Here is an 18,122-nt window from a genome sequence, read left to right as displayed (position 1 = left end):
TTAACCGGTTTAGTATAGCACAAACCTGTTACGAATAAAAGAGACAAATTATGAAGAAATGGTTAACCCCATAATTTTCTACAAATTTCGTACTGTTTTTTTATTAATCCTGACTGGTGGCCCGCTCAGAATATAGGTAACGTCCGCAAGCATTTCGGCTTCCTGCAGATCATGCGTTACCAGTATTTTCAGCGCATCATCGGTTTTATTTTTCATTAAAGAGATCATTTGCTCCTTACTTTCCGGGTCAAGCGCCCGAAAGGGTTCATCCAGAAGAAAAAGATTCCCGCCATAGGCAAGCGTGCGTGCAATGGCAACGCGGCGCTTCATGCCGCCGCTCAGCTGGGCGGGCAGTTTCTCATCTTCGCCCTCCAGCCCTACAAGCCGCATCCATTTGCGGGCTTCCTCCCGATTCTGCTCTTTCCTTCCCCGAAGAACGGCCGCAATATTTTCCGCAGCGGAAATCCAGGGCAAAAGACGGTCTTCCTGAAAGAGGTACGCGATTTTCAGGTCTTCCGTCCCCGTAATGCTGCCGGAATCATAAGGCTCCAGCCCTGCAATACAGTTTAAAAGCGTTGTTTTTCCGCATCCGGAGGGGCCGTACAGGCAGACTGTCCCCTTCCCCGGCAACGTTAAGGAAAAACGGTCCAGTACGTTTTTGCCTTCATATGTTTTTGTCAGGTCGATGATTTCCAATTCGCACTTTCCCATCATTGTTCAACATTATATTTTTGTCCTGCGGTTTTCATAAAACGAACCATCAGCCATTCCAAAAGCACGCTCATGGCAATAACCACAACCGTCCAGGCAAACAGGCTGTCCGTTTCAATATATATTTTCGAATTGTAGATCTGACCGCCGATGGATAAATGGGTATTTGCCAGCACTTCCGCAGCGATTCCCGCTTTCCACGCAAGGCCCATCCCCGTTGTGCAGGCAGCCGTAAAATAGGGCATAATGGATGGAAGATAAACGCGCTGAACCGTTTTTACAGCGCCAAAACGATAAGCCGAAGCCATTTGCAGCAGGTTTTTGTCTGTCTTCTCGATTCCGTTAAAAACATTTGCCCAGACAATCGGTGTTACCATCAGAAAAGAGATAAATGCCGGAACATGGACGGAAGGAATCCAGACCAGTGCGAGAATGATAAAGGAAGCGACCGGCGTCGCTTTTATGATACTGATCACCGGATGAAAAATATCATACAGCATACGGGAAACGGATGTTAGAAAAGCCAATACGCTTCCCGCGAAAACGCCCAGCAGAAAACCTTCCAGAATATGCGTCATGGAAAACAGCGCGGTCAGCCAAAAAACGCTGTCTTGGGAGAGCTCCGCAAGTTTTTGCAAAACATGAACAGGAGATACGATGAGTATCTCCTGCTTAACAGCGAAATAAATCAACTGCCATACACAAAGCCAAAATACGGCAGCCAACAGCTTCCTTATTGTTTTGTAGCGGAACAACCCTTTACTTTGCGTAATAGAAGTCTTCACCCGGCAAGTTCCCTCCAACGGACTTCTTGTTGGCTGTGTATAGGATATTTAAGAAATCGGGAATTTTTGTTTTCATTTCATTGCCGTCGATATAGACAATATTGCAGTTGGGAATCGCTTTTTTGGCAACCGCGGCCGGCATAATCTGATACTTTTCCGATAACGCAGCCTCTTCATCAACATTGGAATTGGTGAATTCCGCTGACTTTTTATATTCGTCCAGGAACGCATTGAAAGCAGCTTTGTTCTTCTCCGCAAAATCCTTGCGAACAATTAAGCAGCCCATCGTGAGTACGCTTTTCCCGGCCGACGCGGCATCCCATTCTTTGGTTAAATCCAGGGCAACCTTCATGTTTTTGTTCTTCGTCATCACCTGGGTAACAAACGGTTCCGGCAGCAGGGCGATTTTCACCTTCCCGGTCGCGGCCAGTGAAGCCAGTTCCTCATGCTCCGCTTTAAACTCTACTTTTACGTCTTTGCCGACCGTCAGCCCGTTTTGCTTTAAGATATAGTTGAACGCATACTCCGGAACAGCACCCTGACCGGAAGAATAGACCGTTTTCCCTTTTAAATCCTTTATACTGTGAACGGTTTCGCCGTCTGTTAAGACCGACAGAACGCCAAGCGTATTGACCGCAGCCATTTGAACCTTGCCGCCCGTTTTGTTGTATAACACAGCCGCAAGATTGGTGGGAACAGCCGCCGCATCGACTTCGCCCTTTGAGATTTTCGATACGATTTCATCCGGTGAATTTACAATTGTAAATTCATAATTTTCAGTCGCCGTTTTTGCATCGTTTTCACTCATAAGCTGAAGCATGCCAAGCCCGGTCGGACCTTTCAGCGCCGCAATTTTAATCGTTGTTTTCTGCTGCGGCGCGGACTGCGCGCCGGAAGAAGGCCGGCTCGATGCCTCCGCCTGACTTGACGCCGGGGAAGAAGTCTTCGCGCAGCCGGAGAAAACAGTTACAGCCATACATACGGCAAGTGAAAATGCCGTTATTTTCTTTGTTAATTTCATTTTATCCCTCTTTACACAGGCAAAAAGCATTCATTTCCTGTTTTTTTACATACAAAAGGGTAATGCTAATCGCCAGAAGGAGCACTGCTCGCGCAGTGCTCCCTTTTTCCATTCATAAATACTGAATTATTCGTGATCGCAGTCTTCACAGCCACAGTCACAGCAATCCTCGTCAAGGTCAAACTCCAGTGTTTCGCCGCAATTCGGGCAATCCATCTGGCCGTCTTCAATAATATCCTCGGACAGGCAGATTGTCTCCTGGCAATTCGGGCAGGTTACTTCATAGTAGCATTCCCCGTCGTCTTCTTCGTCTTCCTCGTCCTCATAGAAATCTTCTTCCAAAGATCCCAGATCTTCATCAACCGCATCCAGCTGATCGGTCATATCATCAAAGCTGTCCTGCATTTCCGAAATGGAAAGAGCCATGTCATCAAGCAGATCAATAATCGCATTGATAACCTTTACTTCTTTTTTGCTTTCATCAAGCTCAAGACCCTCTGCTAGTCCACGAATGTAGGAAACCTTCTCTTTGTTTGTCATAATTTTGCCTCCTTTTAACGCTTTGTTTAACAAGCTTATTGTTGGTTACGCGCGCTCCATATATTCGCCTGTGCGCGTATCAATACGAATTCTTTCGCCTTCCTCAATAAACAGAGGAACATTGATTTCCGCACCGGTCTCTACCGTAGCGGGTTTTAATGCGTTCGTCGCGGTATTGCCCTTGAAGCCCGGATCTGTTTTTGTAACTTCGAGTTCAACAAAGTTCGGCGGCTCAACGCCAAAAACATTGCCCTTATAGGAAAGAACCTTGCAGATCATGTTTTCCATAACAAATTTAAAATTATCGCTTAAAACGCTCTTATTAATTGGAGTCTGCTCGAAAGTTTCCGAGTCCATGAAATAATAGAGATCGCCGTCGCTGTAAAGATACTGCATTTCTTTGCGCTCGATATAAGCGGTCGGATATTTATCATTCGGATTAAATGTTCTTTCAGTAACACTGCCGGTAATAACATTTCTGATTTTTGTACGGACGAAAGCCGCGCCCTTCCCCGGCTTTACATGCTGAAATTCAATAATGGATACAACGTTGCCATCCATTTCAAAGGTAACGCCGTTCCTAAAATCACCTGCTGATATCATGGTTTTATCCTCCAATAATTTTTTTCCATCTCATATCTTATAATATTTCACATATTTTTTCAAGATATTTTTTAAAGACTACATAAGATCCTTCAGCGCGGCAAGCGCAAGGAAATAGCTGTTTTTGCCGAATCCGGCAATCTGCCCGGCGCACACTTCCGAAATTACGCTTTTATGGCGAAACTCCTCGCGCGCATAGATGTTGCTCATATGCGTTTCCACAAAAGGAATCCGAACGCATGCGATGGCGTCCCGAAGCGCGTAGCTGTAATGGGTTAACGCACCGGCATTGATTACAACGCCCTGGTAAACGCCGCGCGCGCTGTGGATTTTATCAATCAGATCGCCCTCGTGGTTGGACTGGTATATATCGCAGTCGTAATTTAATTTCTTTGCGTTTTCAACGATTTGAAGATGGATGCTTTCGGCTGTTTCATCCCCGTAAACGCCCTTCTCGCGGACGCCGACCATATTCAGGTTCGGCCCAAGAAGAACGAGTACTCTTTTTTTGCCCATCCTAACGTCTCCTTATTCAAAGTATTCTTTCCCACGTTTCGTCGCTTTAATTATGTAGCGAACAGGAGTTTCCAAAAAACGACGAACGGCAAAGGACATTGATTTCTCCTTGCCCGTGGGAACGAGTAGGATTGATTTCATAAAGGACAGATTTGCACCGATCACATCCGTAAAAACCTGATCCCCTACAACAACAATATCGCTGCGTTTTACCCCCATCTTCCGTTTTGCACGGTGATAGGCCAGCGGAAGAGGCTTTAAGGAAAGATACATGAACGGCAGCCCGTACTTCGCCGCAAACGGCGCCACACGCCGTTTAAAATTGTTTGACATGATAATGATATCAATTCCGTTTTCGCGCATAGCACGAGCCCATTCGATCGTTCCTTTAAACGGCTCCTGCGATCCATGAATGGCCAGCGTATTGTCCACATCCAGTATAATGGCGCGGGCTTTCATGGCGTGAATAAGTTTCGGAGTAATATCCAGCACTTTATCCACAGCAGCGGTAGGCAAAAATAGTGCCAAAACAATACCTCCGTTTCGCAGAACGAAAAATCAAGCTAAAAAAGCGGGCAATAAAGCCCGCTTTTCCTATGACATTTGTTTTTCTGTCCCAGCTTACTTAAACTTGCGTTTGCGGGCTGCTTCGGATTTCTTTTTACGCTTAACAGAAGGCTTTTCATAAGCTTCTCTCTTGCGAACCTCAGCAATGACTCCTGCTCTTGCGCACTGCTTTTTAAACCTTCTCAGGGCGCTGTCCAGGGACTCGTTGTCTTTAATTCTAATCTCAGCCATTTATCTTTTCCCTCCCATCCGCCATAAGGCAGGGGTATTCGTGTAAGTCATATTACATAAAAATAATTATACATACCGAGCCGGAATATGTCAAGCCCAATCTGCTAAACTTTGCAGAAGTTAGAGAAAATCTGGAATTTAGTATTGACATAAAAAACAGAAAATGATAGAATATTAAACGCAGCTTAATTTACATATGGTGCAATAAAGATAGGGGTATAGCTCAGTTGGTAGAGCAGTGGTCTCCAAAACCACGTGCCGAGGGTTCAAGTCCTTCTGCCCCTGCCAAGCACAAAGCCTGAAAAGCGTTTGCTTTTCAGGCTTTGCTTTTTTATAACTTGCATGTAAAAGCCTCTAAAAATATTTAATTTTCTAAATTCTACACCAATTGAATCCTGTCTTTCTTACAATAGCAGAAGATAAATATTATTTTTTCATCATATGAATGCGGAAAGAAAAAACAGCGAAAAGCTCTTTTGAAAACGGAATGCAAACTACTTTAAAGAAGGAAATTTGAATGAATGAATTAACAGAATATTTGAATAGTGCAGTGGAGAATATCATCCATCAGGCTTTGAAATCCTGTGTGCAGAATCCATTGGAAAGCGCGTTTATAGCAAAATTTATATTATCGCAAAGCGAAGCGGCGAAAAAGCGGCGGAAAGCGGAAGAATCCGGGCGGCACATTCCCCCCTTCCTGATTGCCAGCATCGCCTCACAGTGCAATTTATACTGCAAAGGCTGTTACGCCCGGGCAAATGAAGCCTGCGGCAAGGATACGCACGAAGAGTTAACCGCCGAAAAATGGGAGCAAATCTTTCGGGAAGCATCGAACCTGGGCATTTCCTTTATCCTTCTGGCCGGCGGGGAACCGCTGATGCGGATGGATATTTTGCAGGCGGCCGCCCTTTTTCAAAATATTATTTTCCCGGTCTTTACGAACGGAACCTTATTCGATGAGAAAGCATTGAAACTGTTTTATTTCAAACGAAATTTGATTCCGATTCTCAGCCTTGAGGGAAACTCCGTACAAACGGACGCCCGGCGGGGAGAAGGCGTTTCCGCTCTTCTGAACCGCGCGATCGATCAAATGAAAGAGAACGGGATTTTTTACGGCGTTTCCATCACCGTAACCTCCCAAAACCTGCAAACGGTTACCAGCCGGGAGTTTCTGGAAAGCCTTCATACAAAGGGCTGTAAGCTGGTCTTATTCGTAGAATATGTGCCCGCACAGGAGTCCACCGAATCGCTTACCCTGAGCGAGGAAGAGCGGGAGCAGCTTTCCGCCCGCCAGAACGAACTGAAAAGCACATTTGAAAATATGGTTTTCCTGTCTTTCCCCGGGGATGAAAAGGCCGTCGGCGGCTGTCTTGCGGCGGGCCGGGGATTCTTCCATATCAACGCCGCGGGCGGAGCGGAACCCTGTCCGTTTTCCCCGTTCTCCGATACAAGCCTGAAAGACCACTCGCTTCTCGAAGCGCTGCGGTCGCCGCTGTTTCAGAAATTGCAGACAGGGGATATTCTACAGGCGGAACACAAGGGCGGCTGTACCCTGTTTGAACAGCAGGATACCGTTAAGAACCTCCTTGCTTCGCAAGCTTAAATCTGCCGCACATTTCCATACGATACAAAGAAGCCTGAAAATCACTTCGATGCGATTTTCAGGCTTTTCCATTTTAAGAATTGATTTTCTAAGAATTGATTTTCTTTGCAGCTTTGTTTTCAGACATCCGTCGTAACAAAGCCGATAATATGTCCGCCGGCCGATTCCAGACGTTTAAAGGAATCCTTAAACTCCTGATAAGGCGTTGAGCCATATTTGGCAACCATAATAACCGACCCGGCAAGCCCCGCAATATTATCCGCATCCGGATAACGGACTTCCGAAGGGGTATGGAGAATCACATAATCAAATTTCTGTGAAAGTTCCTCTGCAAGCGTTTTAAATTCCGCGGAGAACAGCAAGTCCGCCGGATTTTGCGCCGCGTCGGAGCCGGAAATCAGGCTTAAACCACTAACACCGGTCTTTGCAACAGCCTGTTCCGCCGTGCAGGTTCCTTTCAGAACATCGGAAATGGTATGCTCCGGCTTTGTTTTCAGCATGTTCGCGATTCCGCTGTCACGCAGGTCCGCATCGATCAGCAGAACGGATTTACCGGAAAAGGTAAGGGCGCGGGAAAGGCCTGCCGCTACGGAAGCGGCGCCGTTGTGCTCGCAGACATCGGTCACAAGGAAGCTCTTTTTGCCCGCGGCATTATGCTCAGCCGCCGCCCGCAGCTTCCGGAAGCTGTCATCCTTTTTCGCATGATCATTGCCCTGCGGTACTGTACCAAGAAGTTTTGTTCTTAAAGCCTCGCTTACATAATGGCTGTTGCGGATTGTCTTGTCCGTCAGGACAATCAAAATACCGTAGCAGACATAAAGAATAAAGCCGATAATCAAACCCAATAAACCGGCTTTAACCATTTGCGCCTTGTAGGACTGGATTTCAGCCGGTATCGCCTTGTCGCTGATGATGGCCGTTAACTTAGGCGACGGGAACGCGTCGGTCAGCTTTTCCGAAAGAACCTGCGCGGCGGTATTCGCAACCTGGTCCGCAATCGCCGCGTCCGGCGTATTTGCCGACAGCTTTATAACCGGAGCGGTATTCACCTGTACAGCGGAAATCGAACTGATCACTTTTTTATCCGGAAGGTTCAGTCTTTGCGCCGTCTGCGTAATAATGTCCTTGCTGGAAGCCATTGCGATCGCCGTCTGCACACGGCTGTTCAAAATGCTCGTATACTGGAGCCGGTAATCGGTCTGTGCATTCTCCGGCACCGCACAGGATATCACAATGGTTGTATCGCAGGTATAAACATGCTTAACAAATTTAAGAGGCATCAAGCCGAATACGATGCCAAACACCGCTACCACAATAAGAAACCGAAGTTTCGTTTTCTTAAAAAAGTCCATTACCTCTGAAAAGCTTACGAATAATTCCATATGTTATCCTCCAAATTATAATCTTTTTTCAGTTTATTTCATTGAAGCACCGGCAAATTCAAGAACCTGCTTCATAATTGTTTTCCAGTCATAATTTTTCTCCGCAAATTCGCGTTCCTCTTTTGCAATGGAGGGGTCTTTACGGCAGTGCTGAACAAATTCAACCACCCTGTCCATATTGACGGGCGATTCGTCGTTCGGAAGCCTTAAGGCAAACGGCGTATCCTCTTTCAATTTCGCGTCGTCATAGGCATACAGGAACGGGAGCGCCGCAGCGCAGTATTCCCGCGCCTTTAAGGAGGAACAGCGCGTCAGCCCCCTGCGGTAACACCCCAGCGAGGAAGCGCCGACATCCACCGTTTTGTAAATATCGGAGAGTTCTTTCCCTTTTTTAAAGCCGCAAAAAGTTACATCCTCGGATAAACCCAGTTTTTCCACTAATGCGCGGAATTCGGGCATTTCCGTTTTGTCTCCGCCGACCAGTACGAATTTCAGCGCCGGACCGTCGGAACGGCTTTTTTTATAAGTGCTCATCCCCTGTAAAATCCGGTCATAGCCCTGCCACCAGAGCGTACCGGCCACCCCGAGGATTGCGATATCTTTTGAGGTATCCGCACAATGCGGGATCGGCTCAATCCGGTCAATGTTAATCCCGTTGTCGCCGTTCATCGCTTTTACGCCGAAAAAAGAATCCGCCTTGTTTCCATACAGCACAACGGCATCGACGTACTGCTTGAGCTTTCTGCCCGACAGCCGGTCGTCCGCGGCCGTTACCGCAACCTTCGCCGCGGTTTTGACTTTGGTTCCAAGGGTTTTTGCATATTTTACATTGCGCATGTAATCGGCTAAATAAGGATAATTCGGAATTTCCACCGCGATGGTTTTTACATGATTCGCCCGGGCGGTTTTGCAGATTTGAATCATATCGGAGCTAACGCGGTCCAGCCGCAGATACAGCACATCAAAAGGATGCCCGCCGATATATTCGTTTGCAATGGATGTCATCTGCTTCATAAGCCTTTTCGCCGGGTCGAGCGGCCTTTGAAAAGAGTCCGCTCCAAAGAAACAAAAGCGGTTGTCCTGCCACATGGAACAGGTTACCTGATAACCCAGTTTTTCGAACGCGCTGATTTGGCCTTCAATCTTATTTTTCACACCCAAATACAGCGGAGCGTCCTCCTGAAAAGTGAGATACATCAGATTCATTGATTGATCTCCTTATAAAATTTCTCGTAATTCCGCTGCGCGTTGAATTTTTCATCCCACAGGCTGCGCGCGTTTTGGCACAGGCGCGCATACTCCCCGTCGGGAAGCTCCTTTAACGTGCGAAGCCGCGCCAAAAGCATCTCCGGCGAAAAATCCGCCGGTAAAAGATACCCGTTTTCACCGGTAAGAACGGCTTCCCCGGTACCGCCCACGTCCGTTGCGATCACCGGTACCCCGAACGAACTGATCTCCATAATGGAAACCGGAATGCCCTCGCTGGCGCTTACATTCACAAAAGCGGAAATTTCGGTGGTTTTATAATAATTCATAATGGAAGCATTGTCCATCTGCCCCTTCCATTCCGTCTGAATGCAGGAAGGAAGCTTGGAGGCCATGGCCTTTATTTCGTCGCTGAGCGGGCCGGAGCCGATATGTGTCCACAGAATGGGAAAATCCGCTTTTTCCAGCGCTTTCACGATCAAATGCAGGCGTTTAACCGGCACCATAAAAGAGCAGGAAACAATATGAAACCCGTTTTCCCTGCTGCCTTGTTTTACGCCGTGATCGGTGGTTCCCAAAAAGGCGGGCTGGATTTTTTCGGCATACTGCGGAAACTGTGCGCGGATATACTCCGCACCGGAAGCCGAACAGGGCAATACCCGGTCGATATGCTCCAGTATAAATTTTCGCATGGGAATATAATTGTATTTTGCAAATTCATTGTAAATATCAAAACGGTGGGCGCGGGAAATCTGCAATACCTTTTTCCCCTGTCGCTTTAAATCATTCGCAAGCAGTACGCCTGCCGCCGCCGCGTCAAACAGCCAGTAGCTGTAAATGGTAACTTCATCCGCCGAACGGAGGTCTTCTATTTTTGAAAGCGCTTCGTAAATTTCAAATGCGCGTTTCATAAAGAAAAGCATCTCATGCGCTTTTGCGGTGGTAAACGAACCGGATTTCAGCAAACGGTTCATTTCACCCCAGATATAAGGCTTGCATAAAAGAGAAGCGTATGCGCCCTTGCCGCTGTCGGTTGTTTTCAGAGGATGGCAGGAAACGAAATCCGGCAGTTTTTTCGTAACTGCGGAATCCTTCTTTAAATTACAGGGGCAGATCAATACTTTATCAAACCCCCGGATATACTTTACTTCATTGAGTAAGAATTCTTCGCCGTTGTCGTACGGAAAAGAAGTGGTAAGCAAAAGCAGCAGTTTCATATCTGTTCCTCCAATGCAAGAGGTTCGGGAGCGCTCATATTCGTCTTTCGGACATGCATTCCCTTTGCGATAAGCAGCGCCGCAAGATAAATCGCGACATAGAAACAGATGTAAGTGATGTTGAATACCTCGGTCACCCATAAGAATGCAAAATTGCGGGGGATATACACAAAGCTCTTAACAGCAAGCAAACCGCAGGTAATCACAACCCAGTTATACGTCAGTAAAGAAGCGAAGAAGCGGAAAATCAGGCCGATCATTGCGCTTACAAGAATTACTCCTATAATCCCGTAAGCAACATAAGCTTCCGCTACATAAGAGGTACCGAAGCCGCCGCCCGAAAGGTACCGCTCCGGGTCAACCATATAGGTTAACGCATGGCCGAAATTATGCGTTGTCTGTACGAATTCCGAAGTCTGTACTTCAATAATCGGCGTCAGTCCAAATAAGGTGCGTGTAACAACGTTATTGTGAACGAACAGCTCAAACGGATAAAATAAATACATATAAGACGTAGAAGGGTTAAACGACTGAATATGGTTTACAGTCTGCACAACGACACGGAAGCTCGCTCCCTGGGAATCGATAAAGCTGACCAGCATCTCGCCCAGCCCGCGCTTGGTATTTTCGGCCCCTGAACGGACGAGCGCCAAAAACTGCAAACCGTACATAGCAATGATGCCGAGCACCCCAACATAGGCTACCGTCCTCTTCTTCAGAACCCGCTTGTCCTTTTCCAAAAGCGAATCGCGCATGACAAAGTAAAAGGCAAGCATCAGCGCTTCACAGACAATGGTATTTCTCCTGCCCGTAAAGAGGGATGCAAGCATATAAACGCTGTAAACTGCAAGCGGCAGTTTGATCTGTTTCCTGCTCGGCAGGGTTGCAAGAAAGACCGCAAAAGCAGGGACAAAGAACATGGAAAGCCGGCTGATAATGGACGGCACATCCGTTGTACTTGTGAAGGATTGAAGGTAACCGTGCCTTACAACAGCCAGCGCCGTTTTAAACAGAATATAGAGAAACGGAACCGAACTGACATACAGCACAATTGCGCTCAACTGACGGATAATCGGAACCAATTGGCTTTGAGAAACCGCTTTGGTATGAAGACGTTCAATTTTCGCTTCGCGTTTGTGAAAAATCGGCCCAGCCAGCCGATAAGCACAATAAACGCAGAACAACGAAAGAGCCACCAGTTGAAGCGACTGAAAAAGCTTTTGAAAATCATCCGCTTCCAAAAGAAGAAGGAGCTTATGGTGATACCCAAACCAGGAGGTAAACACACGGCCCATAAGCAATACATTATAGGTAATTAGAAAGATCAGTAATGCAAGGTCACGCCTTACGTTATGAATCAGACTGGCGGCAATCGAAACATCCAAAAACAGGATGGCAAAAAACAGAACGTCAACCGCAGTGTTCCAGACCCCGAATACGGTCAGGAGATTCGAAGTTAGCATTAATAATATTGTAATCCCAAAAAGGATGGTATCTCTTAAAAAATCTTCGGATTTTATTTTGATCATTGGCACACTTCCCTAAAGTACTTGTCCCATATTATAGCATGGATTCCATCGGTTTACCATTAAAATTTGATTTAAGAGAATCTATGAAATCGGGGTCGGGATTTACGTATATGGTTTTATAATTCACATAAATGACCATTCCGGGCTTTGCGCCCTGTGGCTTGCTGACATGGCGAACCTCCGTATAATCCACAGGAACTTTGGAGGATTCCTTTCCCCGGCTGTAAAACGCCGCCAGAACCGCCGCCTCGTAAATCGCGGTTTCGGTCACACTGCGCCCCTGCGTTACAACGATAGTGTGCGATCCGGGTATGTTCTTCGTATGAAGCCAGATATCGTTATTGTTCGCCTGTTTTAAGGTTAGACGGTCGTTCTGGCGGTTATTGCGCCCCACAAGGATTTGGAAGCCGTCGGAGGACATAAACTCCATGGGGCCCATGGGCGCAGGCTGTTTTTGGCGGCCTTTCGGCGCGCGGATATAGCCCTGCTCCGTCAGCTCGGCCCGAATTTCGGACAGGTCCCGTTCCGTCGCCGCGCGGCTAAGTTCCTCAAACACGGTATCAATATAATCGAGTTCCTGCTCCGCCTGCCGAATCTGAACCGTCAGCATTTTTTCCGCCGTGCTGGCTTTGTGGTATTCCTTATAGTATTTCTGCGCGTTCTGCGACGGGGAAAGCGCGGGGTTCAGCTTGATTTTTACAAGCGGCAGATTTTCATCGTAAAAATTCTGCAATTCAGCAAACGGAGCGCCTTTGGGAATCGTATATAAATTGGCGTTAATCAGATCGCCGCAGATACGCATTTGATCCCGTTCGGCGCAATGGGACAGTTCCGCGCGCTGAAGGTTGATTTTCCGGCTCAGCCGGTCCGACGCCGTCGTTAAAATGCGCAGCAAATCCTGGGAACGCACCCTCATGCGGTCAATGCGATCCCTTTCGGTATAAAAAGCATCCAGCAGTTCAGAAAAACATGCATACGGTTTTACCACGGCGGTCAAGCCGTATTGTTCGATATTCAGGAAAGAAAAATCGATCGGCTTCTGCGTGGGACTGATGACCATATAGGGTTTTCCATCCCTGTTCTTCACGGTTTCGGCCGTTCTTCCGAGGAAGAAAAAGAGCCGGTCACGCTGCTGCTCTGTCATGGTTTTTATGGTAATATCGCTGCCCCGGCCGGTTAAATACGCAAGCTCCCGGCAGACGATCGGCGAAACGCCCTGCAAAGAATTCAATAACGCCTTGGAAAGCTCCATATCGGACGGAATGCTCTGCAAGCGGTCCTCAATTTCCTGTAGGGAAGCCTGCAACAGGCAAAGCTTGTTCTGCGGCGGCGGAAGCTGATAGGTCAGCCCCGGCAGAACAAGGCGTTCGGAAGACATCTCCGCATCGACGCGCTTTAAAGCATCAATGATTTTTCCGTTTTCATCGACGAAAATAATATTGCTGTACCGCCCCATGATTTCCATAACCAGCGTCAGTCGAACCGGATCGCCTAACTCGTTCACCGCGTCGAAATCGAGGCACAGCAGCCGCTCCAGCCCCGGCTGGCGAATCGCCGCAAGGCGCGCCCCGATCAGGCGCTTGCGCAGAAGCATGCAAAGCATCGGCGGGGATTTCGGATTTTCCGGAACATACCGGGTAAAATGAATCCGCGCGCTGTTCGCCCTCGCCGACATCAGAAGCTTCATGGTGTCGCTTCGGGTGCGAAAGGATAAAACCATTTCTTCCTTGTTCGGCTGATAAATTTTATCCAACTTGGCGCCAAGCGCGGTTTCTTCGATTTCTTTTTTTATATGGCTTAAAAAAGCTCCGTCAAGAGCCATTCGAATTCCTCCTGTGCAGGTACATTATATAAAATGCGCCGGACTATGCATCTGCTTTGATTTTGTAAAGCGGACTTTCGGGAATTGGCTTTGCAGCTTCTCCAATAAAGGTCCGATCACGACATCTTCTGTGTAGAAATGCCCGGCGTCCACCAGCGTTATCCCCATATTTTCGGCATCAAGCAGAATATTATGCTTGCTCTCGCCGGTAACAAAGGCCTGGCATCCGTATTGGGCCGCATCATAAACCAGATCCGCCCCGCCTCCGCTGCAAAGGCCCACTTTGGAAATGGGACGGCCTCCGTCCGTATAGCGAAGCCCGTCGCAGCCGAGAACTTCCTTTACAAACCCGGCGAACGCCCGGGGAGAATATTCCTGCTCCGTTTCCCCCGCGAGGGCTTCCGGCAGACCCGTATTTTCATATTCTTTCAACATCCGGATATTTTTCAGCCGCAGCCTTTTTGCAAGGCAGGTATTGACCCCTTCCGCAGCCATATCGAGATTCGTATGGGCACAGATCGCCGCGATACCGAATTTTACAAGCAGGTACGGTGCGGTATCCGCATCGATTCTTTTCAAAGGATGAAAAATCACCGGATGGTGGCTGATGATTAAATCGGCCTGCAGTTCCTTCGCTTCCCGGACAACTGCGGGGGTAATATCCAGCGAGAGTAGCGCCGCCTGAACCGGCGTATTGCGTCCGCCTACCAGCAGGCCGGGGTTGTCAAAACCCATTGCCGTATGAAACGGTGCTATACCGTCGATAAAGTCGTAGATGTCACCCGCAAAAATCATTGCCTTTCCCCCTTTTCCGTGATTTCTTTGATCTTCCCGATGATTGCATTTAACGCATCCGCGTCCTCGTTTTTACCGGAAATGCGGAATCCGCGCGCTTTTTTTTCTAAATTCGCAGCCAGCCGTCGCATGTATTCCCGGTTGTCCGCCGTTTTGGCGTCGAGTTTCCCAATGTAGGGATACAGTGCGTCCGTACTCACTTCCTGCGGCCGATAACCGGCAAGCATGACCGTATAGGCATGGTCTTCTTCCATAACCGCCTGTTCCCGCAGGATGGCAAAGCCCCGCTCCGCCAGAAAACCGCGAAGCTGCGGGATGGAGGTCATCGGCTGCAAAATCAGCCTTTTATGCTCCTCCTTCACCCAAGGCGCGGCAGAGAGAATCTGTTTCATCAGTTCGCCGCCCATTCCGGCCAGAACGATATCCTCCGCTTCGTCCGGCAAAATCGCCTGAAGCCCATCGGAAAGCCGGGTGGAAACAATATCCTGCACACGGTACCGGAGGATATTCTGTTCCGCCGTCTTCAGCGGCCCGGGCCGGACATCGGAGGCAATCGCTCTGGAAACAAGCCCCTGCTTTGCAAGCCAAATCGGAAGATAGGCATGATCCGTTCCGATATCCGCCAGCGTGGTTTGGTCTCGTACCATGGAAGCGCAAAGCTGTAGCCTTCCGCCAAGTGTAAATAAGGGATGCAGACCCACAAAGCAAACCTCCTATCGAAGCAGTTATCATTCCAAACAACGAATTGCCGCCCGGCAACTTAATTGACGGACGGCCATATTCACACAGAAAGAAAAGATCGTATTGATTTTATCGGGATTATTTGGCAGAAATATGTGCGTTCAGCTTGTCCACCAACTCATTCACATCTACGCCGTGTACCATACAGGCCTGCTCCAAAGTTTCTCCGCGTGAAGAAGGGCAGCCGAGACAATGCATTCCCATTTCCAGAAAGAACGGCGCCGTAGTTTTGTCAATATCAAGAATATCTCCGATAATTGTATCTTTTGTTATAACTGCCATGATTTTCATCCTCCAGCATTCTGCATATTTTTCATGTCTATTATAATACCCGTATTCCGGCATTGCAATACATTTCTGTTTTCCCGCCGATTTCCTATAAAAAATACCCCGGATAAAAATCCGGGGTACCCTGGTCTCGAATAAGGAATATATGCTTATTCTTCCCTCATCTTTGCAAAGCACTCGCTGCAATATACAGGACGGTCTTCACGCGGCTTAAAGGGGACCTTTGCTTCTTTGCCGCAGCTTGCGCAGATGGCTGTGTACATCTCGCGCTCAGGCTTAGCAGCATTTTTACGAGCATCGCGGCAGGCCTTGCATCTCTGCGGCTCATTTACAAAGCCTTTGGAAGCATAGAATTCCTGCTCACCGGCGGTGAATACAAATTCAGCGCCACATTCTTTGCAGATGAGAGTCTTGTCTTCGTACATTTAATTTACCTCGCTTTTGGATAAAGATATTTGCCCATAGACGGATTCGCACCGACGCCTTTGATTACCAACGCTCTACTTAAGCTACCTGGGCATATTTAGTTTTTACTAAAGCAGTTGTTTCAGTTTAAGCCGAACCCGCTGTAAAGCGTTATCAACTGCCTTAGAGGTCACCCTGAGTTTTTCAGCGATTTCACTATAGCTGCAACCGCCTAAATAAAGCATCAGAACCTGCTGTTCCAATTTGGAGAGCAATTGCCGAATACACTGCTGCATTGCTTTAAAACTTTCACTGTCCATCAGCAATGTTTCCGGATCTACGGCACAATTCGATATATCCACGTGCGCCCCGTCGTCATTTAAAGAAACGGCATTATTGAGAGGCAGATTTTTACGTCCGGATGTACGATACGCCATAATGATACGATTTTGAATGCAAACACCGGCATAAGTTCTGAAACCGGCTTTCCCGGACACGTCATAAGTACGCGCAGCATTCAAAAGGCCCAACAGACCCTCCTGGCATAAATCATCGGCTTCAAGCATCGTACTGCGAAACGGCGCCGCCTTTACTCTGATTAACGACATGTAACGCGCGGTCAGTTCAACAAAAGCATCTGAATTTCCATCGCTCACAAGGTCAGCAAGCTGATTGTCGGTATAATCTGCCATTTTATTAAAATGGTCATTATCAACCAAGCCCAACACCTCATGGCTACATTAATTAAACACTGGATATATCATACCTCATTGTGTCTATTAAGTCAACAAATATTTTGCTTTTGAAGCTAAATATTTGTTTTATTTTATAAAAAGATATTTTGAAACCGTTAAATTCTCAACAAGTTTTCTATTTCTCATGGTTTTGGCTTCCGGGCAGAGGCATGGATGTCATCAACGCGGCGCGTGTGATGGATGCATTCCCGTATTTTTCCCGCAGGGTTTCCATCTCGCTTTCCAGCCGTTCATTCTTTTCATTTTGCAGGATATTCTGAAAAAAGGATGCCTGCTGCATTTCGGATTCGGGAACCAGGGCAAATCCGCTGATTCCCAAAGCGCGGACGGGGGATTTCCAGGTATAGTTTTTCAAAAACATTTCCTTCGCCGCGGCGGCCAGATCCATCGTAAGGCGTGTCGGCGCGGAAAAATGCACCTGATGCTGTGTAACGTGCAGACGGCTGTCTTTAACGGAAAGCTGGATACCCGAAGCGATCACGCCGGCGTCGCGCATTCTGCGGGAAATCTTCTCCGAAAGGTGCAGAAGGACCGGCCATACTTCTTCCATATCGAATAAATCGTGGACGCAGGTAACGCTGTTTCCAATGCTTTTGGGCGCGGGGTCCGCATCGGCCGCCGAAACCTCGGACAGATCAAGGCCGTTTGCATTCCTCCACATATCCTGCCCGGATTTTCCGAAAATCGATACCATGTATTTCAAATCCGCCGCGGCAAGGTCGCCAATTGTCCGGATACCCAATTCTTTCAGGCGTTTGGCCGTTTTTTTCCCCACACCGAGCATCGCATCCACCGGCAAAGGCCATATTTTTTGCTTGAAATTCTCACGGCTGATTTGCGTTACGGCATCGGGCTTTTTCAGGTCGCTTCCCAATTTGGCAAAAATTTTATTAAAGCTTACGCCGACGGACACCGTCAGCCCGGCTTCTGCTTTTGTGCGTGCCCGAATTTCCTCGGCAATATCCGTTCCGCTGCCGAAAAGGCGCGTGCTTCCGGTAACATCCAGCCAGCATTCATCAATTCCGAAAGATTCCACCTGATTCGTATAGCAAAGATAAATTTGTTTTATGAACTTTGAAAAATAGTAGTATCGGTTAAAATGCGGCGGCACAATAAAAAGATCGGGACACTTCTTTTTTGCCTGCCAGACGGTTTCCGCCGTTTTTATGCCGAAACGCTTTGCCGGTTCATTTTTGGCAAGGACAATCCCGTGCCGGTCCTCCACACTGCCGCAAACGGCAATGGGCCGGTCTTTCAGCTCCGGATGATCCCTGCATTCAACGGAGGCAAAAAAATTATTCAAATCACAGTGCAGTATGATCCGTTCCATTTTCAGCCTCCCTTTCCCACTACATGATTTCAATTTCCTCATTCATTATACATCAGAACTTATGTTCCGTAAAGA

At 47.7% G+C, this 18,122-nt stretch carries 20 protein-coding genes and 1 tRNA gene; 2 read left to right on the top strand and 19 right to left on the bottom strand.

All coding sequences use genetic code 11. The annotated features are described in order from the left end of the window. Positions 1-78 precede the first annotated feature (78 nt). The 8 genes from OUY18_RS02310 to rpsU all read right to left on the bottom strand — a co-directional run bounded on the left by OUY18_RS02310 (position 79) and on the right by rpsU (position 4,974). A complete protein-coding gene (locus OUY18_RS02310; RefSeq protein WP_268057096.1) occupies positions 79-696 on the bottom strand; it encodes an ABC transporter ATP-binding protein in 618 nt (205 codons plus the stop codon). A gap of 14 nt (positions 697-710) precedes the next feature. Next, positions 711-1,496 carry an ABC transporter permease gene (locus OUY18_RS02305; RefSeq protein WP_268057095.1) on the bottom strand — a complete coding sequence of 262 codons (786 nt, stop codon included), beginning with the start codon at positions 1,494-1,496 and terminating at the stop codon, positions 711-713. After that, positions 1,471-2,517 carry an ABC transporter substrate-binding protein gene (locus OUY18_RS02300; protein WP_268057094.1) on the bottom strand — a complete coding sequence of 349 codons (1,047 nt, stop codon included), beginning with the start codon at positions 2,515-2,517 and terminating at the stop codon, positions 1,471-1,473. Before OUY18_RS02300 ends, OUY18_RS02305 begins: the two co-directional genes overlap by 26 nt. 126 nt (positions 2,518-2,643) lie before the next feature. Then, positions 2,644-3,057 carry a CD1247 N-terminal domain-containing protein gene (locus tag OUY18_RS02295; RefSeq protein WP_268057093.1) on the bottom strand — a complete coding sequence of 138 codons (414 nt, stop codon included), beginning with the start codon at positions 3,055-3,057 and terminating at the stop codon, positions 2,644-2,646. 45 nt (positions 3,058-3,102) lie between these two features. Next, entirely contained in the window at positions 3,103-3,660 is a 558-nt protein-coding gene (efp, locus tag OUY18_RS02290) for an elongation factor P (RefSeq protein WP_268057092.1), read from the bottom strand. A gap of 78 nt (positions 3,661-3,738) precedes the next feature. Next, positions 3,739-4,176: a type II 3-dehydroquinate dehydratase gene (gene aroQ, locus OUY18_RS02285; protein WP_268057091.1), complete on the bottom strand. Its 438-nt coding sequence runs from the start codon at positions 4,174-4,176 to the stop codon at positions 3,739-3,741. A gap of 12 nt (positions 4,177-4,188) precedes the next feature. Further along, on the bottom strand, positions 4,189-4,704 hold the full coding sequence (locus tag OUY18_RS02280; RefSeq protein WP_268057090.1) for a YqeG family HAD IIIA-type phosphatase: 516 nt from the start codon (positions 4,702-4,704) through the stop codon (positions 4,189-4,191). 93 nt (positions 4,705-4,797) lie between these two features. Beyond that, the gene (rpsU, locus tag OUY18_RS02275) at positions 4,798-4,974 is read right to left on the bottom strand and encodes a 30S ribosomal protein S21 (protein WP_009060718.1); all 177 of its coding nucleotides are present in this window, start codon (positions 4,972-4,974) and stop codon (positions 4,798-4,800) included. Between the two features lie 212 nt (positions 4,975-5,186). Here rpsU and OUY18_RS02270 point away from each other — a divergent pair. Both OUY18_RS02270 and OUY18_RS02265 read left to right on the top strand, forming a co-directional pair. Next, positions 5,187-5,262, top strand: a tRNA-Trp gene (locus OUY18_RS02270). A gap of 229 nt (positions 5,263-5,491) precedes the next feature. Further along, positions 5,492-6,577, top strand: a complete 1,086-nt coding sequence (locus OUY18_RS02265) for a radical SAM protein (protein ID WP_268057089.1) — start codon at positions 5,492-5,494, stop codon at positions 6,575-6,577. A 119-nt stretch (positions 6,578-6,696) separates the two neighbouring features. Here the strand turns inward: OUY18_RS02265 and OUY18_RS02260 are convergent, their stop codons facing one another. From OUY18_RS02260 to dinB, 11 genes are all read right to left on the bottom strand, one after another. Continuing rightward, a complete protein-coding gene (locus OUY18_RS02260; protein WP_268057088.1) occupies positions 6,697-7,959 on the bottom strand; it encodes a polysaccharide biosynthesis tyrosine autokinase in 1,263 nt (420 codons plus the stop codon). A gap of 33 nt (positions 7,960-7,992) precedes the next feature. Beyond that, complete coding sequence (locus OUY18_RS02255) at positions 7,993-9,165, bottom strand: glycosyltransferase (protein WP_268057087.1); 1,173 nt, start codon at positions 9,163-9,165, stop codon at positions 7,993-7,995. Further along, positions 9,162-10,382: a glycosyltransferase gene (locus OUY18_RS02250; RefSeq protein WP_268057086.1), complete on the bottom strand. Its 1,221-nt coding sequence runs from the start codon at positions 10,380-10,382 to the stop codon at positions 9,162-9,164. Before OUY18_RS02250 ends, OUY18_RS02255 begins: the two co-directional genes overlap by 4 nt. After that, entirely contained in the window at positions 10,379-11,911 is a 1,533-nt protein-coding gene (locus OUY18_RS02245; RefSeq protein WP_268057085.1) for an O-antigen polysaccharide polymerase Wzy family protein, read from the bottom strand. Before OUY18_RS02245 ends, OUY18_RS02250 begins: the two co-directional genes overlap by 4 nt. Positions 11,912-11,942: 31 nt before the next feature. Further along, the gene (locus OUY18_RS02240; RefSeq protein WP_268057084.1) at positions 11,943-13,733 is read right to left on the bottom strand and encodes an Rqc2 family fibronectin-binding protein; all 1,791 of its coding nucleotides are present in this window, start codon (positions 13,731-13,733) and stop codon (positions 11,943-11,945) included. 24 nt (positions 13,734-13,757) lie between these two features. Next, complete coding sequence (locus OUY18_RS02235) at positions 13,758-14,528, bottom strand: Nif3-like dinuclear metal center hexameric protein (RefSeq protein WP_268057083.1); 771 nt, start codon at positions 14,526-14,528, stop codon at positions 13,758-13,760. After that, a complete protein-coding gene (locus OUY18_RS02230; protein WP_268057082.1) occupies positions 14,525-15,229 on the bottom strand; it encodes a class I SAM-dependent methyltransferase in 705 nt (234 codons plus the stop codon). Before OUY18_RS02230 ends, OUY18_RS02235 begins: the two co-directional genes overlap by 4 nt. A 118-nt stretch (positions 15,230-15,347) precedes the next feature. Next, entirely contained in the window at positions 15,348-15,551 is a 204-nt protein-coding gene (locus OUY18_RS02225) for a DUF1858 domain-containing protein (RefSeq protein ID WP_268057081.1), read from the bottom strand. Between the two features lie 155 nt (positions 15,552-15,706). Beyond that, entirely contained in the window at positions 15,707-15,982 is a 276-nt protein-coding gene (locus OUY18_RS02220; RefSeq protein WP_038323857.1) for a zinc-ribbon domain containing protein, read from the bottom strand. A gap of 108 nt (positions 15,983-16,090) precedes the next feature. Further along, a complete protein-coding gene (locus tag OUY18_RS02215) occupies positions 16,091-16,681 on the bottom strand; it encodes a sigma-70 family RNA polymerase sigma factor (RefSeq protein WP_268057080.1) in 591 nt (196 codons plus the stop codon). 151 nt (positions 16,682-16,832) lie between these two features. Continuing rightward, a complete protein-coding gene (gene dinB, locus OUY18_RS02210) occupies positions 16,833-18,047 on the bottom strand; it encodes a DNA polymerase IV (protein ID WP_268057079.1) in 1,215 nt (404 codons plus the stop codon). Positions 18,048-18,122 lie beyond the last annotated feature (75 nt).

The organism is Caproiciproducens galactitolivorans (assembly GCF_026672255.1).
GTDB lineage: Bacteria > Bacillota > Clostridia > Oscillospirales > Acutalibacteraceae > Caproiciproducens > Caproiciproducens galactitolivorans_A.
This window is presented reverse-complemented; position numbering and strand designations above follow the sequence as displayed.

Bases quoted from the DNA above. Each gene is read 5' to 3' on its own strand.
- OUY18_RS02300 (WP_268057094.1), bottom strand. From the start codon at position 2,517: ATGAAATTAACAAAGAAAATAACGGCATTTTCACTTGCCGTATGTATG.
- OUY18_RS02295 (WP_268057093.1), bottom strand. From the start codon at position 3,057: ATGACAAACAAAGAGAAGGTTTCCTACATTCGTGGACTAGCAGAGGGT.
- efp (WP_268057092.1), bottom strand. From the start codon at position 3,660: ATGATATCAGCAGGTGATTTTAGGAACGGCGTTACCTTTGAAATGGAT.
- aroQ (WP_268057091.1), bottom strand. From the start codon at position 4,176: ATGGGCAAAAAAAGAGTACTCGTTCTTCTTGGGCCGAACCTGAATATG.
- rpsU (WP_009060718.1), bottom strand. From the start codon at position 4,974: ATGGCTGAGATTAGAATTAAAGACAACGAGTCCCTGGACAGCGCCCTG.
- OUY18_RS02265 (WP_268057089.1), top strand. From the start codon at position 5,492: ATGAATGAATTAACAGAATATTTGAATAGTGCAGTGGAGAATATCATC.
- OUY18_RS02260 (WP_268057088.1), bottom strand. From the start codon at position 7,959: ATGGAATTATTCGTAAGCTTTTCAGAGGTAATGGACTTTTTTAAGAAA.
- OUY18_RS02255 (WP_268057087.1), bottom strand. From the start codon at position 9,165: ATGAATCTGATGTATCTCACTTTTCAGGAGGACGCTCCGCTGTATTTG.
- OUY18_RS02250 (WP_268057086.1), bottom strand. From the start codon at position 10,382: ATGAAACTGCTGCTTTTGCTTACCACTTCTTTTCCGTACGACAACGGC.
- OUY18_RS02245 (WP_268057085.1), bottom strand. From the start codon at position 11,911: ATGATCAAAATAAAATCCGAAGATTTTTTAAGAGATACCATCCTTTTT.
- OUY18_RS02240 (WP_268057084.1), bottom strand. From the start codon at position 13,733: ATGGCTCTTGACGGAGCTTTTTTAAGCCATATAAAAAAAGAAATCGAA.
- OUY18_RS02235 (WP_268057083.1), bottom strand. From the start codon at position 14,528: ATGATTTTTGCGGGTGACATCTACGACTTTATCGACGGTATAGCACCG.
- OUY18_RS02225 (WP_268057081.1), bottom strand. From the start codon at position 15,551: ATGGCAGTTATAACAAAAGATACAATTATCGGAGATATTCTTGATATT.
- OUY18_RS02220 (WP_038323857.1), bottom strand. From the start codon at position 15,982: ATGTACGAAGACAAGACTCTCATCTGCAAAGAATGTGGCGCTGAATTT.
- dinB (WP_268057079.1), bottom strand. From the start codon at position 18,047: ATGGAACGGATCATACTGCACTGTGATTTGAATAATTTTTTTGCCTCC.